The sequence below is a fragment of the Nocardioides panacihumi genome (genome assembly GCF_039530925.1).
Taxonomy (GTDB): Bacteria; Actinomycetota; Actinomycetes; order Propionibacteriales; family Nocardioidaceae; genus Nocardioides; species Nocardioides panacihumi.
Map to the genome: position 1 here is coordinate 48,539 of NZ_BAAAPB010000004.1, position 23,598 is coordinate 72,136.

The 23,598-nt window shown below is 72.0% G+C and carries 18 protein-coding genes; 11 read left to right on the forward strand and 7 right to left on the reverse strand.

From position 1 onward, the window contains the following. The 9 genes from ABD205_RS16300 to ABD205_RS16340 all read left to right on the forward strand — a co-directional run. A partial coding sequence (locus tag ABD205_RS16300; protein ID WP_344046548.1) for a DUF4082 domain-containing protein occupies positions 1-4,012 on the forward strand: 4,012 nt, incomplete at its 5' end. A gap of 216 nt (positions 4,013-4,228) precedes the next feature. Then, a complete protein-coding gene (locus ABD205_RS16305; RefSeq protein WP_344046550.1) occupies positions 4,229-5,305 on the forward strand; it encodes a Gfo/Idh/MocA family protein in 1,077 nt (358 codons plus the stop codon). Further along, positions 5,302-6,297 carry an NAD-dependent epimerase/dehydratase family protein gene (locus ABD205_RS16310; protein WP_344046552.1) on the forward strand — a complete coding sequence of 332 codons (996 nt, stop codon included), beginning with the start codon at positions 5,302-5,304 and terminating at the stop codon, positions 6,295-6,297. The genes ABD205_RS16305 and ABD205_RS16310 overlap by 4 nt, the downstream gene beginning before the upstream one ends. Further along, positions 6,294-7,448 carry a DegT/DnrJ/EryC1/StrS family aminotransferase gene (locus ABD205_RS16315; protein WP_344046554.1) on the forward strand — a complete coding sequence of 385 codons (1,155 nt, stop codon included), beginning with the start codon at positions 6,294-6,296 and terminating at the stop codon, positions 7,446-7,448. Before ABD205_RS16310 ends, ABD205_RS16315 begins: the two co-directional genes overlap by 4 nt. Continuing rightward, entirely contained in the window at positions 7,445-8,095 is a 651-nt protein-coding gene (locus ABD205_RS16320; RefSeq protein ID WP_344046556.1) for a PglD-related sugar-binding protein, read from the forward strand. The genes ABD205_RS16315 and ABD205_RS16320 overlap by 4 nt, the downstream gene beginning before the upstream one ends. Further along, a complete protein-coding gene (locus ABD205_RS16325) occupies positions 8,092-9,189 on the forward strand; it encodes a DegT/DnrJ/EryC1/StrS family aminotransferase (protein WP_344046558.1) in 1,098 nt (365 codons plus the stop codon). Before ABD205_RS16320 ends, ABD205_RS16325 begins: the two co-directional genes overlap by 4 nt. Positions 9,190-9,257: 68 nt before the next feature. Then, on the forward strand, positions 9,258-10,442 hold the full coding sequence (locus ABD205_RS16330) for a glycosyltransferase family 4 protein (protein ID WP_344046560.1): 1,185 nt from the start codon (positions 9,258-9,260) through the stop codon (positions 10,440-10,442). Further along, a complete protein-coding gene (locus tag ABD205_RS16335) occupies positions 10,439-13,318 on the forward strand; it encodes an oligosaccharide flippase family protein (RefSeq protein ID WP_344046562.1) in 2,880 nt (959 codons plus the stop codon). The genes ABD205_RS16330 and ABD205_RS16335 overlap by 4 nt, the downstream gene beginning before the upstream one ends. Beyond that, positions 13,315-14,601, forward strand: a complete 1,287-nt coding sequence (locus ABD205_RS16340) for a rhamnosyltransferase WsaF family glycosyltransferase (protein ID WP_344046564.1) — start codon at positions 13,315-13,317, stop codon at positions 14,599-14,601. Before ABD205_RS16335 ends, ABD205_RS16340 begins: the two co-directional genes overlap by 4 nt. Here ABD205_RS16340 and ABD205_RS16345 read toward each other — a convergent pair. Beyond that, positions 14,531-15,430, reverse strand: coding sequence for a glycosyltransferase family 2 protein (locus ABD205_RS16345; RefSeq protein ID WP_344046566.1), 900 nt, complete (start codon positions 15,428-15,430; stop codon positions 14,531-14,533). The genes ABD205_RS16340 and ABD205_RS16345 overlap by 71 nt on opposite strands. 68 nt (positions 15,431-15,498) lie before the next feature. On the opposite strand from ABD205_RS16345, the gene ABD205_RS16350 reads away from it, so the two are divergent. Continuing rightward, positions 15,499-16,707: a glycosyltransferase family 4 protein gene (locus tag ABD205_RS16350; protein ID WP_344046568.1), complete on the forward strand. Its 1,209-nt coding sequence runs from the start codon at positions 15,499-15,501 to the stop codon at positions 16,705-16,707. 139 nt (positions 16,708-16,846) lie between these two features. Here ABD205_RS16350 and ABD205_RS16355 read toward each other — a convergent pair whose 3' ends face one another. Genes ABD205_RS16355 through ABD205_RS16375 form a run of 5 tightly spaced genes read right to left on the reverse strand, consistent with a single transcriptional unit; the run spans position 16,847 to position 20,955 of the window. Then, on the reverse strand, positions 16,847-17,587 hold the full coding sequence (locus tag ABD205_RS16355; protein WP_344046570.1) for a PHP domain-containing protein: 741 nt from the start codon (positions 17,585-17,587) through the stop codon (positions 16,847-16,849). Continuing rightward, positions 17,587-18,801, reverse strand: coding sequence for a hypothetical protein (locus tag ABD205_RS16360; RefSeq protein WP_344046571.1), 1,215 nt, complete (start codon positions 18,799-18,801; stop codon positions 17,587-17,589). The genes ABD205_RS16355 and ABD205_RS16360 overlap by 1 nt, the downstream gene beginning before the upstream one ends. After that, positions 18,801-19,466, reverse strand: a complete 666-nt coding sequence (locus tag ABD205_RS16365; RefSeq protein ID WP_344046573.1) for a polysaccharide deacetylase family protein — start codon at positions 19,464-19,466, stop codon at positions 18,801-18,803. Before ABD205_RS16365 ends, ABD205_RS16360 begins: the two co-directional genes overlap by 1 nt. Next, positions 19,463-20,149 carry a hypothetical protein gene (locus ABD205_RS16370; RefSeq protein WP_344046575.1) on the reverse strand — a complete coding sequence of 229 codons (687 nt, stop codon included), beginning with the start codon at positions 20,147-20,149 and terminating at the stop codon, positions 19,463-19,465. Before ABD205_RS16370 ends, ABD205_RS16365 begins: the two co-directional genes overlap by 4 nt. 38 nt (positions 20,150-20,187) lie before the next feature. Continuing rightward, positions 20,188-20,955 (reverse strand): Wzz/FepE/Etk N-terminal domain-containing protein, encoded by a 768-nt coding sequence (locus tag ABD205_RS16375; RefSeq protein WP_344046577.1) that lies wholly within the window; start codon positions 20,953-20,955, stop codon positions 20,188-20,190. A 164-nt stretch (positions 20,956-21,119) separates the two neighbouring features. On the opposite strand from ABD205_RS16375, the gene ABD205_RS16380 reads away from it, so the two are divergent. Continuing rightward, positions 21,120-22,220 (forward strand): glycosyltransferase family 4 protein, encoded by a 1,101-nt coding sequence (locus ABD205_RS16380; RefSeq protein ID WP_344046579.1) that lies wholly within the window; start codon positions 21,120-21,122, stop codon positions 22,218-22,220. On the opposite strand, the gene ABD205_RS16385 is transcribed toward ABD205_RS16380, so the two are convergent. Next, positions 22,150-23,544: an O-antigen ligase family protein gene (locus ABD205_RS16385; RefSeq protein ID WP_344046581.1), complete on the reverse strand. Its 1,395-nt coding sequence runs from the start codon at positions 23,542-23,544 to the stop codon at positions 22,150-22,152. The two genes, ABD205_RS16380 and ABD205_RS16385, sit on opposite strands and share 71 nt — an antisense overlap. Between the last annotated feature and the right edge of the window lie 54 nt (positions 23,545-23,598).

Genomic DNA, 23,598 nt, shown 5'->3' on the forward strand with positions numbered 1-23,598 from the left:
CAGCGGCAACGAGGTCTACTGGAAGACGCGCTACGAGCCGTCGATCGACCCCAGCCACACCGCGTACCGCACGCTCGTCAGCTACAAGGAGACGTGGGCGAACCAGAAGATCGACCCCTCCGACGAGTGGACGGGGACGTGGCGCGACCCACGGTTCGCCCCGAAGAGCAAGGGCGCCGGCGTGCCCGAGAACGGGTTGACCGGCACGGCGTACATGTCGAACTTCACGGACATGGCAGTGACCGTGTCGGCGGCCGAGGGCAAGACCAGACTCTGGCGCAACACCTCCTTGGCCAACCTCTCCTCGGGCTCGGTGGCGCTCGCCCCGCACACGGTCGGGTATGAGTCGGATGAGGACCTGCTCAACTCCTCGCGCCCCGGTGGCCTGATCCGCATGTCGACGACGACCGGATCGGTGACCGACTACCTCCAGGACTTCGGGAACACCACGGCCCCCGGCACGACCACGCACCACCTGACGATGTACCGGGCCAGCAGCGGAGCCCTGGTCTTCAGCGCCGGCAGCGTGCAGTGGACCTGGGGGCTCGACAGCGAGCACGACGCACCGACCACCCCGTCGCCCGCCGACGTACGCATGCAACAGGCACAGGTGAACCTGCTCGCCGACATGGGAGCCCAGCCGCTGACGCTGATGAGCGGGCTCGCCCCCGCCGCGGCGTCGACGGACACGACCGCGCCGACCGTCTCGATCAGCAGCCCGGCCGCAGGGTCCGCGCAGGCGAACGGTGCCCAGGTCACGCTCTCCGGGACGGCTGCGGACGTCGGAGGCATCGTCGCGGGTGTCGAGGTCTCGACCGACGGCGGCCAGTCGTGGAAGCCTGCCACCGGCACGACGACATGGAGCTTCAGCTACGTCCAGGACGGGATCGGGTCTGTCCCCGTCCAGGTGCGCGCGATCGACGACAGCGCCAACATCGGATCGGCCGTCACGCGTTCGTTCACCGTCGCCTGCCCGTGCAGCGTGTTCGGAGCGACCGCGCCGACCGCCCCCGGCGTTGCTGCGACGACCGACGCGTCCGGCGCCGAGCTCGGGCTTCGCTTCACCCCGGTCGCCGACGGCTACGTGACTGGCGTCCGCTTCTACAAGGGGACCGGCAACACCGGCACCCACGTCGGCTCGCTCTGGAGCTCGGCAGGGGCACGGCTCGGCACCGTGACGTTCTCGAACGAGTCGGCCTCGGGATGGCAGACCGCGTCGTTCGCAAGCGCCGTCCCGGTCACCGCGGGCCAGACCTACGTGGTGTCCTACACGGCACCGAGCGGCCACTATGCGGCGACGCCCAACGCGTTCTCCGCGGATCCGGTCGACTCGCCACCCCTCTTCGTCGACGGCGGCTACGGGGCGCTTCCCGCAGGCGTGTACGCCGCCCCCGGCGGCTTCCCGACCTCCACCTACTTCAACACGAACTACTTCGTCGACCCGGTCTTCACCACCACCGACGACTCGCCGCTGATCGCCATGACCCAGTGGCCGGCCCCCGGCTCGTCCTCGGTGGCTCGTAACACGACGGTCAGCGCTCGCTTCTCGAAGCCTGTCGTGGCCTCCTCGGTCGCACTCTCGCTGAAGGACGCGAACGGCACATCGATCCCCGGCACCACTGCGTACGACGCGGCGACGCGGACCGTGACCTTCACCCCTTCCACCACGCTGGCAGGGTTCGTCGTCCACACCGCGACGGTGACCGCGACGGACTCGCTCGGCAACACCGTGTCGACCGGCAGCACCTGGACGTTCCGCACGGCGAAGCCACCGGCCACGCCGGGAGTCTGCCCGTGCTCGCTCTTCGACGAGGACACGGTGCCGACCGTCGTCGAGGACGTGGAGCACGCCGACCTGACGTTGGGCGTCCGCTTCACGGCGGACACCACGGGCAAGGTCGACGGCATCAGCTTCTACAAGGGCGTGAACAACGTCGCGCCCCACACCGGCACGCTGTGGTCGGCGACCGGCACGGTCCTGGCCCAGGGCACGTTCTCCAACGAGAGCACGTCCGGCTGGCAGACGCTCACGTTCGCGCAGCCCGTGTCGATCCAGGCGAACACGCAGTACGTCGCGTCGTACCGCACGAGTGGCGCCTACTCGGCGACACCGAACGCGTTCGCCAGCGCAGACCTGTCCAAGTCGCCGTTGCACGTGACGGCGTCGTCCGGGGCGTATGCGTACGGGAACAACTTCCCGTCGTCCTCGTCCGCGTCCAGCTATCTGGTGGACGTCGTCTTCGAGAAGGGCACGCCGACGATCTCGGTGTCGTCGCAGGACCCGGCACCGGGTGCGACCGCCGTGCCGCGCGGCACGACCGTGGGCGTGACGCTCAGCAACCCGATCACCAGCGGCTACTCCTTCACGCTGGCCAACGGGTCGACCGCGATCCCGGGCACGGTCGCGCTGAGCTCGACCGGCACGACGCTCACGTTCACGCCGACGTCGATGCTGCCTGCCGACACCGACATCACGGCGACGCTGAGCGGCGTCGTCTCGGTGGACGGCGCGGCGCTGCCGACCCAGCGGTGGACCTTCCACACGCGTGCACCCGAGTCGACGTCGGCCCAGACGATGTTCGGCGACCAGGTCCCGGCGTCGTGGTCGGCGGACGACTCCTCGCCCGTGGAGGTGGGAACGGCCTTCACCCCGACGCGGGACGGCACCATCACGTCGCTGCGCTTCTTCAAGGGAGCGGGCAACGCCGGGACCCATGTCGGCTCGCTGTGGAGCAGCTCCGGTGCACTGCTGGCCCAGGCGACCTTCACCAATGAGACGGCGACAGGCTGGCAGCAGGTCGACCTGGGCACGCCGGTGGCCGTCACGGCAGGGACGACGTACGTCGTGTCGTACCTCGCCCCGCAGGGTCACTACGCCGTCTCGTCCGGCTTCTTCAACAGCGCGTGGACCTCGGGCGACCTCACCGCCCCGGCGGGCAGCAACGGCCGCTATCTGTACGGCGCCGCCGGTGGCATGCCGACGTTCAGCTACAACGCCACGAACTACTTCGTGGACGTCGTGTTCGCCCGCTCCTCGACCGTCTCGCTCTTCGGGGGTGAGCAGCCGACCACGCCGGCGGTGAACGATCCTGACCCGATCGAGGTCGGCACGGCCTTCACGGCCTCCGAGCCGGGGGTCGCGACCGGGATCCGGTTCTACAAGGGCGCGACGAACACCGGCACCCACGTCGGCTCTCTCTGGGACTCGAGCGGTACGCGGCTCGCCTCGGTCACCTTCCAGCAGGAGACGGCCAGCGGCTGGCAGCGCGCGCAGCTGAGCACGCCCGTCCGGCTGACGCCGGGAGCTGAGTACGTCGTCTCGTACCTGGCGCCGAACGGCAACTACTCAGCCACCAGCGGCTACTTCGCCACCAACCCGAAGGTGTCCGGCAGCCTCACGGCACCGGCCGGCAACAACGGCCGCTACATCTCAGGCGCGGCTGGCGGGTTCCCGACGAACAGCTTCAGCTCGACGAACTACTTCGTGGACGTCGACTTCCTGCCCGACAGCGCGGCGACGCAAGCGGCCCTGAGTCCGTCGCCGACCCCGACCCCGACGCCGACTCCGACGCCTACGCCGACGCCTACGCCGACGCCTACGCCGACGCCTACGCCGACGCCTACGCCCACGCCTACGCCGACGCCTACTCCGACGCCTACGCCGACGCCCACGCCCACGCCTACTCCGACGCCGACAGCGACGCCCACACCACCGGCTCTGACGATCACCAGCCGCACGCCGGCCTCGAACGCGACGAACGTCGCGCGGTCGACCAAGCCGGCCGCGACCTTCTCGGCGGCGCTGTCGGCCGGGACGATCAGTCTCCGGCGGGGGACCACGAACGTGACCGGCACCAGTGCGCGCTCGGCCAACAACCTCACGCTGACGTTCACCCCCAGCTCCTCGCTCGCGATCCTGACGACCTACACGGTGACGATCACCGGCGCGAGGACGGCGGCAGGCGCCACCCTCGCCACCACGAGCTGGACCTTCACGACCGGTCTGATCTGACCGCGGCCACTGCCGAGTCGGCGCTTCCTCGCAGCAAGGTCGCGAGGATGCGCCGACTCGACGTGTGTGGGCCGCGAGGATGCGCCGACTCGGTGGTGCTCCCCAATTGAGGGGATACCCGGCGACGGCCCGCCGGAGTCGCTTTACCACTCGATTGCATGGAGCCTCGAGCGTCGGTTGCTCGACGCCGCGTACATCAGGGGGAGACGACACATCATGACCGCAGACGTGACCGCGCCGTTCGGGGTGGCGGTGGTCGGCGCCGGCTACTGGGGCCCCAACCTCATCCGCAACTTCCGCACCAGCCGCGACTGGGACCTGGTCGCCGTGTGCGACCTGGACACCGAGCGCGCCGAGGCGGTGCTGGGGGCCCGCAGCGGCGTCCTCGTGACCGACAGCCTCGACGAGGTGCTCGCCCGCGACGACGTGAACGCGGTCGCGATCGCGACACCGGCCCGGACGCACCAGGCGATCGCGGAGGCCGCGCTCCGCGCCGGCAAGCACGTGCTGGTGGAGAAGCCACTGGCCGACAGCGTCGCGGCCGGCCGCTCGATGGTCGAGACGGCAACCGAGCTCGGCCTGGTGCTGATGACCGACCACACGTTCTGCTACACGCCGGCGGTCCAGAAGATCCGCGAGCTGGTCCACAGCGGCTCGCTCGGCGAGATCCTGTTCGTCGACTCGGTCCGCATCAACCTCGGCCTGGTCCAGCCCGACGTCGACGTGTTCTGGGACCTCGCGCCGCACGACCTCTCGATCCTCGACTACGTGCTCCCCGACGGGCTGCGGCCCACCGGCGTCGCCGCCCAGGGGGCCGACCCGATCCGAGCCGGCAAGTCGTGCGTCGGCTACCTGTCGCTGCCGCTCCCGGGCGGCGCGCTCGCCCACGTGCACGTCAACTGGCTCAGCCCCACCAAGATCCGCCAGATGGTCGTCGGCGGCAGCGAGCGGACCCTGGTCTGGGACGACCTCAACCCGCAGCAGCGGCTCAGCGTCTTCGACCGGGGCGTCGACCTCGTCCAGCAGACCGTGGACAGCGCCGACCGGCGTACGGCGTCGATCAGCTATCGCCTCGGCGACACCTGGGCTCCCGCGCTCCCGGAGCGCGAGGCGCTCGGCCAGATGGTCACCGAGTTCGCCGCGAGCATCAGGGAGGGCCGCCCACCGGCGACCGACGGCGCGGCCGGTCTGCGGGTGCTCTCGGTGCTCGAGGCGGCCGCGACCAGCCTGCGGGCCCGCGGCGCGCAGGTCGAGATCGCGGAGCAGGCGCCGGCGCTGGAGCTGGTCCGATGACCGCCCTCGCAGGTGCCGACGTCCTGGTGACCGGCGGCGCCGGCACCATCGCCTCGACGATCACCGACCAGCTCCTGGAGGCCGGCGTGGCGCACGTCGACGTCCTCGACAACCTCGTCCGCGGTCGGCGTGCCAACCTCGACGACGCCCTGGCCACTGGCCGCGTCACCCTCGTCGAGGGCGACATCCGCGACCGGGACCTGGTGCAGGACCTCACTCGCGGCAAGGACCTGGTCTTCCACCAGGCCGCCATCAGGATCACGCAGTGCGCCGAGGAGCCTCGGCTGGCACTCGAGGTGCTCGTCGACGGCACGTTCAACGTCGTCGAGGCGGCGGCGGACGCGGGCGTCGACAAGCTGGTCTACGCCTCGTCGGCCTCGGTCTACGGCCTCGCCGACGAGTTCCCGACCACCGAGCGCCACCACCATCACAACAACGACACGCTGTACGGCGCCGCGAAGTCCTTCAACGAGGGCCTGGTCCGCAGCTTCCGGGCGATGCGGGGCCTGGACTACGTCGGGCTCGCCTACTTCAACGTCTACGGCCCGCGGATGGACGTGCACGGCGCGTACACCGAGGTCCTGGTGCGCTGGATGGAGCGCATCGCCGACGGCCTGCCGCCGCTGATCTTCGGCGACGGCCGCCAGACCATGGACTTCGTCTGCGTGCCCGACATCGCCCGGGCCAACATCCTCGCCGCGGCGAGCGGAGTCGTCGACGGCCGCTACAACATCGCGAGCGGAAGCGAGACCAGCCTCCTCGAGCTCGCCGAGGCCCTGCTGCGGGCGATGGGCTCCGACCTCGGCGTCGAGCACGGTCCCGAGCGCGCTGTGAACGGCGTGACGCGGCGGCTCGCCGACATCGACGCGGCCCGCGTGGACCTCGGCTGGGCGCCGACCATCGGGCTCGAGGACGGGCTGCGGATGCTCGTCGAGTGGTGGCGCCCGCTCCGCGAGGAGATCGCGGCCGGACGGCTGGTGACGGCCCGATGAGCCGCCTCAACGTCATGCAGCCCTGGCTCGGCCAGGAGGAGGCGGACGCGCTCACCGAGGTGATCGAGTCGGGCTGGGTCGCGCAGGGCCCGCGGGTCGCGGCGTTCGAGCTCGCGTTCGCGGAGAGCCAGCAGGCGGAGCACGCCGTGGCGACGTCCAACTGCACGACCGCGCTGCACCTGGCCCTGCTCGTCGCGGGAGTCGAGCGCGGCGACGACGTGGTCGTCCCGTCGTTCTCGTTCATCGCGACCGCCAACGCCCCCACGTACGTCGGCGCGCGGCCCGTCTTCGCGGACGTCGACGGGGTCACCGGCAACCTCACCGCCAGGACCGTCGAGCAGGCGCTGACCGAGCGCACCAGCGCGGTGATCGCCGTCGACCAGGGCGGCGTCCCGGTCAACCTGGACGCGATCCGCGCGGTGTGCGACCCCCGGGGCATCGTGGTCATCGAGGACGCGGCCTGCGGCGCCGGGTCGACGTACCGCGGGCGGCCCGTCGGGGCCGGTGCCGACATCGCTGCCTGGTCCTTCCACCCCCGCAAGATCCTCACCACGGGCGAGGGCGGCATGCTGACGACCTCGCGCCGGGACTGGGCCGACCGCGCCCGCCGGTTGCGCGAGCACGCGATGAGCGTCTCGGCGGCCGCGCGCCACGCGAGCGTGCTCGCGCCCCCGGAGCAGTACGACGAGATCGGCTTCAACTACCGGATGACCGACCTGCAGGCCGCCGTCGGGCTCGTGCAGCTGCGCCGGTTGCCCGAGGTGGTCGCGCGTCGCCGCGAGCTCGCTGCCGCCTACACGAAGGAGATCACCGAGATCTACGGCCTGCGTGCCGTGGCGGACCCGGTCTGGGGCACGTGCAACTTCCAGTCGTTCTGGGTGGAGGTCGAGGCCGGCTACCCGCTCGACCGGGAGGAGCTGATGGGGGCGCTCGCGGCGGCCGACATCTCCGCGCGACGCGGCATCATGGCGGCCCACCGCCAGCCGGCGTACGCCGGTCGCGACACGTCGCCCCACCACGACGGGGCGCGGCTGCCGGTCACCGAGTGGTTGACCGACAGCACGCTGATCCTGCCCCTCTTCCACCAGATGTCGGAGTCCGAGCAGGCGCGGGTCATCGACGTGCTGCGCGATCCGAGGAGGGCCCTGTGAGCGCCCTGCTGCTGCTCGCGGCGAGCGGCCTGGCGCGCGAGGTGATCGCGGTCGAGTCCGCCATCGGCGCCTACGACGAGCTGTACCTGCTCGACGACGACCCGGCCCTGCAGGGCACATCGGTCGACGGCGTGCCCGTCGTCGGGCCGATCGCGCTGGCGGCCGACGAGTTCGACGGCGACCTGCTGATCTGCGCCGGCAGCGGCCTGGCCCGCCGGCACATCGCCCGTCGGCTCGCGGCGATGGGCGTCGGGTCGTCGGCGTACGGGCGGCTCGTCCACCCGACGGTCGAGCTGCCGCCGGGGTGCAGCGTGGGACCCGGCTGCATCGTCCTCTCCTCGGTCGTGATGACCACGGCGGTGCACCTGCACCGGCACGTCGTCGTCATGCCGCACGCGATCCTCACGCACGACGACGTGGTCTCCGACTACGCGACGCTGTGCGCCGGCGTCGCGCTGGGCGGTCGGGTCACCGTCGAGGAGGGCGCCTACCTCGGCATGAACTCGAGCGTCCGCCAGGACGTGAGGGTCGGGCGCGACAGCGTGCTCGGCATGGGCGCCGTGCTGCTGGAGGACCTGCCCGCCGAGCAGACCTGGGCCGGAGTGCCCGCCCGCAGCGTCGCCTCGAGGAAGCAGATGGTGCCATGAACGTCCCCTTCGTCGACCTCGCCTCGCAGCAGGCGGAGATCGCCGACGAGGTCCGCCTCGGTCTGGACTCCGTCTTCGAGCGGACCGCCTTCATCGGCGGCGCCGAGGTGGCCGACTTCGAGCGGGAGTACGCCGCGTACGTCGGCGTCGAGCACTGCGTCGGCGTCGGCAACGGCACCGATGCCCTCGAGCTCGCCCTGCGCGCTCTCGGGGTCGGCGCGGGCGCCGAGGTGATCCTGCCCGCCAACACGTTCATCGCGACGGCCGAGGCCGTGTCGGCCGTGGGCGCGACGCCGGTGCTCGTCGACGTCGACGAGGAGCACCTCCTCATCGACCCGGCGGCCGTCGAGCGGGCGATCACCGACCGCACCCGGGCGATCGCGCCGGTGCACCTGTTCGGGCAGTCGGCGTTCGTCGAGCAGCTGCTCGGCTTCGGCATCCCGGTCCTGGAGGACGCCGCCCAGGCCCAGGGCGCTCGCCGCGCGGGCCGTCCGGCCGGGTCGCTGGGCAGGGTCGCCGCGACCAGCTTCTACCCGGGCAAGAACCTGGGTGCGGCGGGCGACGCGGGCGCGGTGATGACCGACGATGCCGGCATCGCCGAGCGGGTCCGGGTGCTGAGCGCGCACGGCTCGCCGACCAAGTACGTCCACGAGGTCGTCGGCCGCAACTCGCGCCTCGACACGGTCCAGGCCGTCGTACTGCGGGCGAAGCTGGCGCGGCTGGAGAAGTGGAACGAGCTGCGCCGTCAGGCGGCTGAGCGCTACGCCACGCTCCTCGCCGACGTCCGGGGTGTGCGGGTGCCGGCCTCGGCCCCGGGCAACGAGGACGTCTGGCACCTCTACGTCGTCCGCGTCGCGGACCGCGACCGCGTGCTCGCCGCGCTGACCGAGGCGGGCGTCGGCGCCGGGATCCACTACCCGACCCCCGTGCACCTGACCGAGGCGTACGCCGACCTGTGCCTGCCCGCCGGCACCTTCCCCGTCGCTGAGCGGGCCGCCGGCGAGATCGTCTCGCTGCCGATGTTCCCGCACCTGACGGGGGAGCAGCAGGAGTACGTCGTCCAGCGGCTCCGCGCGGCGGTGAACCGGGTGTGACCCGAGAGCTCACCTCGGACCTACGGGAGGTCCGGTCCGTCGCAGGGGGATCCGAGGATCGCCTGCGAGTGCTGATCGGTCTCGCGGGTCTCCAGCTCGGCGGGTGTCAGATCAACGCCGTGGACCTCGCCCGCGAGCTGCGCAGGCTCGGCCACGACGTGAGCCTGTTCGCGGTCGCCGACGACTCGGTCGAGCTGACGATCCTTCCCTATGCCGAGGCCGCCGGCTTCTCCGTGGTCACGCTGCCTGTCCGTCCAGGGCTGCGTGACTCGGCCCGCGAGATCGCGGCACTCGCCGATGCGCGGGACGCGGACGTGGTCCACGTCTTCGCGCCGTGGCTGGCCCGTCCGCTGGGCGTCGCCGCCGCGGGCTGGTCGCGGCGCGCCGCGGTCGAGACCAACTGGAACATGGTGAATGCCTTCTGGGGCTCCCCGCGGGTGCCGCTCGTCGTGGGGACCGGCGCGATGCGCGACGAGGCACAGCAGCGCCGGCGCGCGGCCGTCCACCTGATGGAGCCACCGGTGGACCAGGAGACCGACCGTCCCGATCCCGCCCAGGGTGCCGCCTTCCGGGCCCAGCACGGAGTCGCTCCCGACGACTTCCTCGCGGTCGTCGTCAGCCGACTGGACCGTGAGATGAAGGCCGAGGGCATCCTGCTGACCATCGACGCACTCGAGCGCACGGCCGGGCGCGACCTGCGGCTCGCCGTCGTCGGGGACGGCGACGCAACCCGAATGATCGCCGATGCGGCCGACCGCGCCAACGCGAGGCTCGGTCGCAAGGCGGTGCTGCTGACGGGCGCGCTGCTGGACCCCCACCCGGCGTACGCCGCCGCGGACGTGGTCCTCGGCATGGGCGGGGCCGCGATCAGGGGTCTCGCCCACGGGAAGCCGGTCGTGGTGCTCGGCGAGCGCGGGTTCTTCCTGCCCTACGACGTGAAGCACGTCCGGCACTTCCGGCGCGAGGGCTTCTACGGCATCGGGGGCCCGCTGCGTCCTGCCGACGAGCTGGCGCGACTGCTCGAGTCGTTGAGCGCCGACGACCTGCGCCGCGCGAGGATGGCGCGGTTCGGTCTCGAGGACGTCGACCGACGGTTCGGCCTCGGTGCCGCGACGCGGTCCCTGGTCGACATCTACCGGGCGGCGCTCGACGCAGTGCCCGGACGCCTCCCGCGCAGCGTGGCGGCGCGGCGCATCATCGCCCGTGACGCCGCTGCGTCGCTGAGGGCCCGGGTCTCCCGGAGGTCGTCGTGACCTCGACGACCGATCGCGACACCGGTGTGGGTGACGCGACGGTGCCGGCCCTCACCCGCTCCGCGGTCTTCTCGGGTGCGCTCTGGACGGCCGCGAGCAGCCTCCTCATGCGCGTGGCGAACATCGGTGTCACCGCCGTGGTGGCCCACGTGCTCACCCGCGCCGACTTCGGCGTGTTCGCCGTCGCCGCCGCCGTCTACCTCGTCGTGAGCAGCCTGGCCGAGCTCGGCCTGGGTGCCGCCGTGACACGGTCGACCGAGGATCCTCGCGCGATCGCCCCGACCGTGACGACCCTCGCGGTCGTGTTCGGCGGCGCGCTCGCGGTGCTGATGTATGCCACGGCCGGCCCCTTGGCTGACCTCCTCGGCTCGCCCGGCGCCGCGGGTCCGCTGCGCATCCTGTCGCTGTGTCTGGTGCTCAACGGTCTCCTCGCGGTCCCGTGCGCCCAGCTGACCTGGGAATTCCGGCAGGGCCGGATGTTCTTCGCGAACGCCGCCGCGTTCATCCCCTCCAACATCGCGCTCGTCCTGCTGGCGATGCATGGCGACGGTGCGACCGCGTTCGCCTGGTCGAGGGTCATCGGCCAGGTGGTGACCGGCGTCGTCGTGGTGACTGGGCTGAGCCGCTTCTACTGGCCCGGGATGGCCCCGCGCCTGGTCAAGGGACTGGTGTTCTTCGGGCTGCCGCTCGCCTTCGCCAACCTGGTGAACTGGACGCTCCTCAACGCCGACTACCTCGTCATCGCCCATGCGTCGAGCGAGGTCCTCGTCGGCACTTACATGCTTGCCTTCACGGTCGCGAGCTGGCCGACAGTGGTCATGGGCAGCGTGCTCAACGGCATCGTCGTGCCGGCTCTGGCGCGCGTCGGTGACGAGACCCGCGCGCGTAAGGCGGCGCTGGTGACCTCCCTGCGGATCGTGTCCCTGTGCGCCCTACCGGTGGGCGCGCTCGTTCTCGCGCTCGCCCGTCCCGTCGTCCTCACCCTGTACGGCGACAAGTGGGCCGAGTCGATCCCGGTGCTGCAGGTGCTGGCGGTGTACGGGACGGTCTTCGCCTACTGCCTGCTGCTGGCCAACGTGATGGTGGCCCTCGGGCTCACCTGGCGGCTCCTCGCGATTCAGGTCGGATGGATCGTCGTGCTCACCCCGCTCATGCTGCGGCTGCTGGACGTGTCCGGCCTGGTCGGCGTCGCGTGGGCACACGTCCTCGTGGTGACGGTCGTCGCGCTCCCGCTCTACGTGCTGAGCGTGCCGAGGTCGCTGCGCTGGACCGTCCGCGACCTGCGCGCCGCGGTCACCCCCGCACTGCTCGCCTCCGCTGCTGCGGGGGTCACGGCCTGGGGCGTCGCGGCCGCGACGAACGCGTGGCTGCACGCCGACCCCGTCGCCCTCCTCGCCGGCGGGACGGCCGGCGTCGTCGTCTACTTGCTGGCGGTCGGCCGCTCGATCGTCCGTGAGCTCCCCGATCCCGTCGAGAGGCGGTTGGTGTCCATGGTGCACAGACTCGTCCTGTCCCTGCAGCGCAAGGCCGTCCTGCTCCCCGGCCCGGTCCGGCGCGCCCTGCGCGCCCTGGTGCCCGGTGCGCTGCAGGGTCGACGCACGGGGCCGCGGGACTGGTCCTCCCCGCTCATCCCCGGCTCCGGGGGAGTGGGGCTGGACCGACCGGAGCCGACGCCGCAGCCCGTCGTCGGACTCGTCGGGGCGCCCGCGCAGCCGCTGTCCTGCCTGGTGGTGACCGGCTCGCTGGACGTCGGTGGGATGGACGGGTTCGTCGACTTCCTCGCACGAGGTCTCCGGTCCCGCGGTGTGCGCACCGAGGTCCTCGTCGCGGCGGACCGGCCGGACCAGGTCGTGGGCAGGTTCGCCGAGGGTCTCCGGGCGGACGGCTTCGACGTGCTGGTCTCCGACCCTGAAAGCGCCGCGCAGAACCTGGACGGTGGCTCCTGGGACTGCCTCAGCGTCCACGGCGTGCCGGACTGGATCGTCGAGGCCGCCCACGACCGGGGCATCCCCGTCGTCGAGACCCTGCACGGCATGCACACGTTCTACGACCGCGAGCGGCTGGCCGCCCGCGCCCAGATGCTGACCGCGGTCGTCGCGGTCAGCGAGCTGGTCGGCCGGCAATACCTCGAGTGGGTTCCCGCCTTCGAGGAGCGCCGTCTTCTGGTCGTACCCAACGGCGTGCCGTCGCGGTGGCGGCCGACCGAGGTGCGAGACGACGCCCGCGCCGCGCTCGGCCTGACCGGCGAGTTCGTCTTCACGTGCCTGGGCCGGTACTGCCTGCAGAAGAACCAGTACGGGCTCGTCGTCGCGTTCGACGCCGTCGCGGACGCCGTGCCCGACGCCCATCTCGTCCTCGCCGGGCGCGTCGACGACGAGGCCTACTTCGCACAGGTCGCCGACCGCCGTGAGCAGTCGCCGCACCGGGACCGGATCCACGTCCGTCAGCACTCGACCGCCCCCGGAGCCCTGCTCGCCGCCTCGGACGCCTTCGTGCTCGACTCCTTCTTCGAGGGGTGGTCGCTGGCGTCGACCGAGGCGCTGACCGCCGGGCTGCCGGTGGTCCTCGCGGAGGTCGGCGGTGCGGTCGAGCAGGTCGACTGGGACGTGGCGCCGGGGGTCGTCGTGCCGAACCCGCTCAGCGACCCGCTGGGCGTGACCTGGGACCGCATAGCCGCCGCCCGGTTCCGTGACCAGCCGAACGCCGCGGCGCTCTCCGAGGCGATGATCGGTATGGCTACGCAGCGCGCGACGTGGGCGGCTCGCCGGGAGCCGATCGCGCATGAGGCCGAGGCGCGGTTCTCACCCGAGGTCTGCCTCGACCGGCACCTGGAGATCCTGGTCCGGTCCTCCCAGCCGGTCGGAGTGGTCAGATGAGCGCGCGCGCCCCTGGCGGGGCCGTGGGGAGCCTGGTGCGACGCCTGCGCCGCGAGACGCCGAGATCGACGGCACAGCGGGTCGTACGCCGCTTGCACGCCCGGCTCGGCGCCGCGGAGCTCGACTTCCCCCTGCTGCCCGGCGACGTCGCCGACTCGACGAGGCTGGCCGCGCGAGCCCCGGCTCCGCGCGACGACGGTCGGCACACGGTGGGGTTCCTGTGCACGCCGCCCAGCCGAGGGTCGGGTGGCCACACGACCATGTTCCGGATGGTGAAGGCGCTGGAGGAGCGCGGTCACCGGTGCGTCGTGCTCCTGTACGACCGGCACGGCGGCGACGCGGTCGAGCAGGCCGCCGTCGTCCGGGCGGGATGGCCGTGGGTGGCAGCGGAGGTGCGCTCGGTCGACGACGGCTTCGCCGATCTCGACGCCTGCGTGGCCACCGGCTGGCCGACCGCCCACGTGCTGGCGAGCCGGGCGCCCGACGACGTGCACCTGCTCTACCTGGTGCAGGACTATGAGCCGTTCTTCTTCCCGCGGGGCTCGGAGCACGAGCTGGCCGCCGACACGTACCGGTTCGGGTTCACCAACGTCGCGCTCGGCCACATGGTGCAGGACCGGCTCCGCGTCGAGCTGGCGGTCGGGTCCGAGCTCATCCCGTTCTCGGTCGACACCTCCGTCTACCACCTCCACAACGTCGGTGCGCGCAGCGGGATCGTGTTCTACACCAAGCCCGACGTCGCGCGCCGTGGCTACCGGTTGGCGGCCCTGGCCCTCGAGGAGTTCCACCGGCGCCACCCCGAGCAGCCGATCCACACGTACGGCGACGAGGCGGCCGGGCTGACCGTCCCCGTCGTACGCCACGACCGGATGAGTCCGGAAGACCTCAACGCGCTCTACAACCGCTCCGTGGCCGGCTTCGCGATGTCGTTCACGAACATCTCGCTGGTCGCGGAGGAGATGCTCGCGTCGGGCTGCGTGCCGATCGTCAACGACCACCCCGACGCTCGCGCCGACCTGGACAACCCGCGCGTGGCGTGGTCGCTCCCCACGCCCGGGGCCTTGGCCGACACGCTCTGCCGCGTCGTCGAGGGCTGGACCGCGGGGACGGCGGTGGCCGCGGCCGGGTCGGTGCGTCGTGACGGCTGGGAGGTGCCGGGGACGGAGTTCGCGGCGATCGTCGAGCGGGTCGTGCGCGGGCAGGCCCTCGAGCTCAGCGGGGCACCAGGCTCCCTGACAGACCGAGCTCCGCGGGACGCGCCGGCCTCCACACCAGCGCCCTGAGCGCACCGCGCGAGTCGCGGTGGCCGCGCAGCACCCAGGAGATCTCGCTCAGCACGCTGAGCAGGTAGTAGGCGGTCGAGGCGACAGCACTGTGGCGACGTCGGTAGAGGCGCACCCGATTGAGGATCTGCATCGCGTGGATGCGCGGGCTGCGGCCGGACTGGCCGGCGATGTGCATCGCGACGGCCGAGGGCTCGTACCGGGTCACGAAGCCGCGGTCGCGGGCGCGCAGGCAGAAGTCGGTCTCCTCGGAGTAGAGGAAGAAGGACTCGTCCCAGCCGCCCAGCGCCTCGTGGCACTCGCGGGAGACGAGGAGGACGGCGCCCAGCGCCCAGTCGCACACTGCGGGGGCGTCGTACGCGCCGGGCTCCTCGACGTACTCGGCAAAGCGGGGCCGGCCGGTGCCGCCCAGGCCCAGGTTGCGCGCCAGGGTCGGCTCGCGGCGCATGGAGGGGACGAGGGCACCGGTGCTGTCGAGGACCCGCGGGGCTGCGACACCCGTGCCTGGACGGCGCAGCGCCTCGAGCAGCGCTCGCACCGAGCCCGGCTCGAGCCGTACGTCGGGGTTGAGGATGAGGATCGGTCCCGAGCCGGCCGACGCCGCCACGCCCCGGTTGATGCCCGCGGCGTAGCCGAGGTTCGGCGCCCGCACCAGCGTGACGTCGTCGCGGCGGCCTACGACGTCGACCGTGCCGTCGGTGGAGGAGTTGTCCACCACGACGGTGTCGGACGCCAACCCGTCGAGGGCCGGGCCCAGGCTGTCGAGGAGCCCGTCGATGACGTGGGCGCTGTTGTAGGTGACGACGACGGTGGTGACCGGCTCGGACACGTCATCAGCCTAGGGGTAGTCGGCGCCGATCGTCGGCGCTCGCCGGGATTCGTCGTTACTGTCCGTGCATGGCGCGGATCCTGCTCGTCGCTCCCGGCGTGGATCGTCGCGACGTCGGCGAGGCGTGGGTCGGGTTCCAGTGGGCGAGCCGCCTGGCCGAGCGGCACGACGTCACGCTGCTCACCCATCGCAAGCGTGGGCGCGCGTCGGCCGTCGATCAGCTGCCCGGCGTCGAGGTCGTCGAGTGGGACGAGCCGAGGCTGATCGCGCGCCCCGAGCGCTTCAGCAGCCTGCTCAAGCCGTGGTACCCCTACTTCCACCACCGCTGCGTCGGCTGGATCCGCGACGCGCTCGCGATGGGACGGACCTTCGACATCGGCCACCAGCCGACGCCGGTCGCGATGCGCTACCCCTCGCCGCTGGCGCGCAGCGGCATCCCCTTCGTCATCGGTCCGGTCGGAGGCAGCCTCGGCACGCCACCGGGGTTCCGCGACGAGGAGACCGCTCCGTGGTACGTCGGCCTGCGCGGGCTCGACGGATGGCGGATGCGTCGCGACCCGCTGCTGCGCCGGACCTACGAGCGGGCCGGCGCGGTCTGCGGCATCGCGTCGTACGTCGGCGACTTCCTGTCCGACGTCGCCCTGCGGCGGTTCGTCGTCATGAGCGAGACCGGGCTTGAGTCGGTGCCCGACCCGGTCGACCGGTCGCCTGACCCGGACCCGGTGCGCCTGCTGTTCGTCGGCCGGGTGATCAGGACCAAGGGCGTGCGCGACGCGGTCCGCGCGATGGGGTGCCTCACCGACCTGCCGGTCGTGCTGGACGTCGTGGGTGACGGCTTCGACCGCGCGGCGTGTGAGGAGCTTGCGCGCGAGATCGGCGTCGCTGACGCTGTGGTCTTCCACGGGCAGCGTCCGCGGGTCGAGGTCGACGAGTTCTATCGCCGCGCCGACGTCTTCGTGTTCCCGAGCTATCGCGAGCCGGGCGGGAACGCGCCCTTCGAGGCGCTCTCGTGGGGCCTGCCGCTCATCGTCGCGGACCGCGGCGGACCGGCCTCGGCCGTCTCGCGCGCCTGCGCGACGCTCGTGACGCCGCAGGACCCGGACCAGTTCGCGGCCGCGATCGCCGACGCCGTACGCGCGCTCGTCACCGACCCCGAGCGGCGACTGTCGATGGGACGGGCGGCGCGCGATCGGGCGCTCGACGTGGGCACGTGGGAGCAGCGCGTCCGCGCTATGGAGCAGGTGTACGCCGAGGTGCTCGGTCGCCCGTTGCCGTAGCGCTTGGCGCGGCTGGCGGCCGGCGCTCTCCAAACTGTCACGGTGATAGTTCGGGCGGTCGGTGACAGTTGGTAAGTGTCACCGACTGCGCAAACTGTCACGGTGATAGATCGGGGATGCCCGACGCGGGTTCAGCCGGCTAGGTGGATGCGCGTCGCAGCCTGCGTACGGTTGCGGCCGCCATTCGGCGCCCCTCCTCGGCACCGCGCAGCGCCACACTCGGCGCGCCCCGCGTCCACGTCGCGACCGGGCGGCCGAGGAACTCCGGCCGGACCCTGCCGGCCCGCAGCGCGGTCACGACCGTCGAGGTCTCGAGCGGACCGTCGACGTCGATCCGCGTGGCCAGCGGCGCGAGCTGCCGCCGCCGGTGGAAGTCCAGCGACGCGAGGGCGGGCAGGTCGCGCTCGCGGGCGAGGGTCGCGCCGGGGTCGCTCGGCCGCAGGCCGTCGTACTTCCTGTTCCAGACCTCCACGCCACTGAGCAGCGGAACCCACTCCGGGCGCACCAAGGTCCAGGCGGCGCGGCGGGCGGGGTGCGCCAGGACGGCGGCGCCGCCGTGGCCGGCGACGTCGGCGAGCAGCTCGCCGGTCTCCCGGCGGTCGCCGAGGTGGGGCATGCGCTCGCCCCACACCGGGACGTGGACCACGTTGTCGGCGTCGCGATACTCCAGGCCGGGGACGACGAGGAAGTCCGGCGTCGTCAGCGCGGCGCACGCCTCCTGGTAACGCTCCCACTGTTCAGGCGACAGGCTCTGCGAGTGCTCAGCGGTCAGCATCGCGTCGTAGCCGCGGCGCCGCAGGATGCGCACGAGCCGTTCGAGGGGCCAGTGCCCGTCGAAGGACCAGCCGGTGTGCAGGTGTACGGCGACGCGGGCCGACATCATCGACCCCGTGCCGGGATGGCGTCGCGCAGGGTGGCGAGCGTGTCGGCGGCCAGGACCCGGAGCCGTCGTCGGCGGGCGTTGTAGAGGCGAGATCCGCGGCTCCATGTCAGCAGGCTGCGCAGCGTCGTCAGGACCGTGGGATACAGGGCCAGGTCGGGCCTCGGGGAGAGACCGTGCCGGCTGCGCCTCCTGGCCTCGATCCGGCCGCGTACGACGAACGCGAGGTGCAGCGCCTCGCGCCCCAGGTGGCGCGCGAGGACCGGCCGCGTGTCCGGTGAGGGACCCACGTCGACGGGCCGGCCGAGCGCGGCCGCAACGGTCCACGACGGGTAGTGCAGTCCGCGCGCCGTGGCGAGCGCCATGCTGCCCCACGGGCGGCCGTTGAGCTCCATGAACCAGGCCTGCCGGTCGGCGTCCTCGAGCAGCTCGAGCATGAACAGACCCTGCCAGCCGACTATCCCGACGAACGTGTCGGCGGCCTCGCGCATCGTCGCCGCCGGCTCGCGCGACACGCAGGCGCTCGATCCCGAGCCGCTCGGGTTCATCATCCGCACCCGCTCGTGCCCGCTCACGGCCAACGCCGAACCCGACACGGCGACTCCGAAGACGCCGATCCCGCCGCCGCGCAGCGCTGGCTGCACCAGCACGGTGTCATGCCGCGACCCGAGCTCCTCGTGGAGCTCGTCGAGGGTTGCGACGAACCTCGCGCCACCTTTCGTCACGCGACCGCCGACGACCTCCAGCGCGAGCGCCGGCTTGACGATCCACGGCGGCGGGCCGGGAGGCAGGCCGGGCGTGCTGCCGGGCTCGACGACGAGCGTCGCCGGTACGAGCAGTCCCGCCCGCGCGGCCGCGTCGAGCTGGACCCGCTTGTCGAGGGCGAGCCTGGCCTGCGCGCGGACCGGACCCGCGACGACCAGGTCCGGGCGCTCGGCCGCGACCCTGTCGAGCACGAGTACTGCGGCGTCGTCCAGCGGCATGCAGACCGGCCCACCGAGCCGGTCGGCGAGCCGTACGACGTCGCGGATCGTCGCGTCGACGTCACGCTCGGGGGGCGTCACCGGCGTCACCCGCACGCGCCGGTCGTGGCCGATGGGCGGGGTCCGGCCGCCGCGCGAGAACGCCCGCACGTCGTGGCCGCTGTCCAGCAGGTCCCAGATCGTCTCGATCGCCGCGAGCGACTCGGCGAATCCGACGAGGACGACGGCCATCAGCGCAGGCTCTTGGCGAGGATGCGGGAGTTTGCGCTCCAGGTCGGGATCCGGCCCGGAGGTCGGAGCAGCTCCGCGACGTACGCCGCGTCGTCGCCCGCGCGGAGGCTGAACCGCGGCTGCATCCAGGCGTCCGGGCGAGCGACCGCGCGGTCGCTCGTCATCACCCTGGTGTAGCCCAGCCTGCGCAGCGCGCCGAGGACCCGGCGGTCGTAGAGCCCGAGCGGGCAGGCGGCCGTGTCCACCGGACGGTCGACGACCTCGCCGATCGCTCTCCTCGCCGCGACGAGCTCGTCCTCCAGGCCGGCGTCGGTCGCATCCCGCCAGGACACGTGGTCCCAGCCGTGCGACCCGATCCTCATGCCGGCTGCGGCCAGGGCCCTCATGTCGGCGGCGGAGAGGCTGCCCGGCTCGTCGATCCGCCCCGCCAGGACGAAGAACTCAGCGCTCAGGCCGCGCTCGAGCAGGCCTGGCAGCCCGATCGCCACGTCGGAGCGATTCCCGTCGTCGAAGCTCAGGCGCACGTCGTCGCGGCCGACGACGAGGTCGAGTACGTCGGCATAGGTCCGGGGCGTGATCCAGTAGTCGGCCTCACCGGGCTCGAGAGGACGCTCGGGCGTGCCGATGCCGTGGAAGCAGAGGTTGTAGAGCACGCGCCCGCTCATCGTGCCCCCACCGGCACCCGGTCGACCCGGCGGACCGCCACCCGCGCCCGGCGGCGACGGACCAGGACACTGTCCGCCGCGACGGTGAGGACGACGGTCAGCCAGAAGCCCAGCAGGGCCGTCACCGCCGTCGCCCGGGACGTGTTGCCCTTCCGGTAGAAGATCTGGGCGGACGTGGGTGCGGAAAGCGTCTTGACCTGGTCCTCCGCAGGGATCCCGTCGGCGTTCTGCAGCTCGGCGAGGACACGGTCGATCTCCGCCACGACGGTGACCACACGCTGGCGGACCATCTCGGGCTCTGCTCCGATGGCCTGCACGTCCAGCACCGGTCTGTCGAAGTTCCGCGACCACTGGCCGCCGTCGCTCGGCAGGCGCACCTGGTAGCCGTCACGGACGCCCTGCCCCGCCAGCGTGGCACCTGCCGACGCGGTGACGGGGGTGTTGGAGGCCTTGTTCACCTCCGCCGCGACCATGCCGGCGATCGAGACCAGACCGCTGGCGTTGGCCTGGATGGTGTTGGGCGCCACGCGTGTCGGTGGCGCGGTGAACACCACGTCGACCTGGGAGAAGAACACGCCCTGCTGTGCACGGACCTGCTGCATGCCGAGGACGGTGATCGCCAGACCCAGCCCGACGACGTACCACCGTCTGAGCAGGATCCTCACCAGTCGCTCGGTCGTCATGCTGACTCCGTCACCTCAGGGCTGCGTGGCACGTGTCGTCAACGACGTCCGCGCCGCTTGGAGCTGTCGAACATGGCGACGGGGTCCTCGACGGGCTCGTCCGCGTGGACGGTCGGGAGGTCGGCCTGCTTGAGGCCGGCGGCCGGGCGTCGCCGACCGGACGACCCGCGGTCGGTGCCCGGCTCGTCCTCCTCGGCCGCGGCGCTGGAGGCGCGGCGTTGCAGGAAGCCGTCGAGGCCTCCGATCAGCATCAGCAGCATGGCGGCCAGAACCGCGGCGCAGGCACCGACGGCCCGCACCTGCTTCTTGACGACCTTCACGGGCTTCTGCGAGGTGGTCACCGCGACGGCCGTGATCTGTGCTGACTTCTCGATGCCGACCGAGGCCTGCAGGCGGGTGAGGATGGCCGGGACCTGCGTCACGATGCGCTCGAGCAGCTCCTGCGCCGCCGCCGGGCTCTTGGCCGTCGCGGTGAGCACGACGAGCGGGGCGTTGGTCGTGTAGTCCGGAGCCGCGCTGTAGTCGACGCCGGTCAGCCCCTGCCCGATGATCTGGTGGGTCTCGTCACCGTTCAGCGCCCGGATGACCACACTGCTCGCCTGGCCGACGTTTCCCAGCATCAGGTAGCGGTTGGTGCTGGGGAACTGGGTGTCCCTCGGCGGGATGAGCACCAGGCTCGCCTTCGCCTCGTACGTCGGGGTGACCAGGTGCGCCACTCCGACGGACGCCCCGGCGATGAGCAGGAGCGCGACGACCACCAGGTACCACCGGCGGATCAGGCTCATCAGCAAGTCGCGCACGTACACGTGAATCCATCCCCCGTTTGCCCCAATGACCTCGTGCTATGAGGGTCCCGGGTGGGGTGCTCGCACTGGAGCAGCATGCTCCTGACATACCCAACTCTGACTATAGGGACGGTCGGCGCCGAGGATCGGCTGTGGCCGACAGCGGCGATGGCTAGCATCCAGACATGCCCCGGGCCCTGCTGCTGACCATGCAGGACCTGGGCGCCTGGCGGGCCAAGGCCGACGATGGCGAGAGGCCCGGCGGGGCGCTGCCGTACGGCCTCGACGAGTTATCCGGCGACTTCGATCTCGTCTGGGACGAGTCCTACCGCCACCACCGGGCCACGGCGTACGCCGCGCGGGCGATCGACCGTGGCGCGCGGGCCGCGGCGCCCGGGCTCCAGGGCCTCGTCCCGGCGGCGAACGGGGTACGCGTGCGGCCGCGACCGGACGTCGCGCTGTCGGTGTTCGAGAACATCGGTCTCGGCTATGCGCGGGTGCAGGCCGTCCTTCCGCGGGACCGTCGCGTGGCCCACGTGATGATGGTCTGCTGGCTGGCGGAGGACGCCACCACGATGAGCGGCGGCCAGCGTCGCTCGGTCGCCCGGTCGCTCCGAGGCGCGAGCCGGATCGTGGTCTTCTCCAGCAACCAGGTCGCGGCACTGGCGGACCTCGGTGCCGACCAGGAGCGGATCGACGTGGTCCCGTTCGGGGTGGACGCCGACTACTACTCGCCCTCCCGCGTGGCGTCGCCGCCGGGCGGACGCGGCCTCGTAGCCGTGGGCAGCGACTCGCGCCGCGACTACGCGACGCTCTTCGCCGCAGCGGAGCTGGCACACGTGCCGGTCGCGGTCCTGTGCCAGCCGCGCAACGTCGAGGGGCTGCGGCCACCGCCGGAGGTCACACTCCTGCACGACGTGTACGACGCCGACTACCGGCGACTGCTCCACGAGGCGGACCTGGTGGTGACGACGACGACGGCGCCCGCCTACCCCAGCGGCCAGAGCGTGGTCCTGGAGGCGATGGCGATGGGTCGCGCGACGCTCACGACGGATTCCCCGGCGATGCGCGAGTACGTCCACGACGGCGTGACCGGTGTGCTGAGCCCGCCCGGCGACGCGCCCGTGCTCGCGCGGCACATGACGGAGCTGCTGGCGGCCGCCGACCGACGAGAGTCACTGGGAAGAGCGGCCGGAGAGGACGTCAGGCGTCGGTTCACGCATCGGTTGATGTGGCGTGGCGTCGCCGACGTGATGCGCGCAGCGACCGTGCGCGAGGGTCGCTGAAGCCCGGTTCGCGACGGGCTATGCGCCACTGCGCACCCGCGATCCCGAGGACGAGGAAGAGGAAGCCGGCCGCCATGGGGAAGCCGAGACCGTCGTAGAACGCGAGTCCGACCCCGCCGGCCGCGACCGATGCGAACATCGCCTGACCGGTCAGCTTCACCCTCTCGTCGGAGGTCGTCCCCACCACGAGGCGGGAGCAGACCATGGCCGTGATGACCAGGCTCAACATGGCGATGAGACCGAGCGCCCCGACCTCGATCAGCAGGCCGAGGTACTGGTTGTCGAGGATCCGGTACTTGGGCAGGAATGTCCCGAAGCCACGACCGTAGATCGGTGAGCGGGCGATGAACTCGCCCGCGAGCGCGTAGGAGTCGACCCGGGATGCGGCGCTCGAGTCCTGCCCGATGCCCGTGAAGAGTCGCACGATCGTCTCGATCAGCCCGGGGATCATCACGTACACGAACCCGACGAAGCCGATCGAGCACGCCAGCGCTCCCCACCGCATGGAGCGCGTCCAGCTGGGGACGAGCAGCAGCAGCCCGACGACCGCGCAGATGACCGCCGACCGTGAGATCGACACGACGATGGACATCGCGATGACGAGCGGGGGAGCCCAGCGCAGGACGAAGTCGCGCGACTTGTCCGCGATCGCCAGGTTGACCGCGATCGGAAGCGCCATCGTGAGCACGGCACCGAACTCGATCGGGTGGATCGCGGTCCCCGCCGGGCGGTGGAAGCCCTCACGGGAGGTGAGCGTGGAGAGCGCCTGGTTCGCCGTCAGGCCGGGGATCGAGACCATGTCGACCCAGGTCCTCCCGGTGACGAACTGGATGAGCCCCAGGGCTGCGAGCGCGCCCGCCCCGTAGACCACACGTCGCAAGAGTGTCTCGAACCGCGCGCGATCGGGGATCCCGTCGTTGGCAAGGACCATCGCGCCGCACCAGGACAGCAGCACCACCATGCTCAGCTGGGCGCTGCTGGACTCGTCCGGGTCGATCGCCCGGTTCATCGCGCCGACGTAGCTGATCGCGAAGCAGAAGAGCAGGCAGAAGAGCGCCGTACGCACCGGTTGCCGGCCCTGCCCCCACGGACGGTTCCGCATCACGTGGAAGTAGCTCCACGTCCCGAAGCCCATCAGGCCGACGACGACGGCGGGCGACCCTGCGCCGCCCAGCGGCGCGAACGACAGTCGCGACGGGATCGCCAGGAGCACCACGAGGTAGCAGGTGAGGAGAGAGACGCCGTCGATCCGACGGCGGATCCGTTGCGCCGGCCCCAGCGGGAGCACCGACAAGGCGACGGCGCCCGTCTTCGTACCCCCCATGTCGGCACCGTAGAACGCACGATCACCCGAGAAGCGAGATGGCCTCCTTATCCC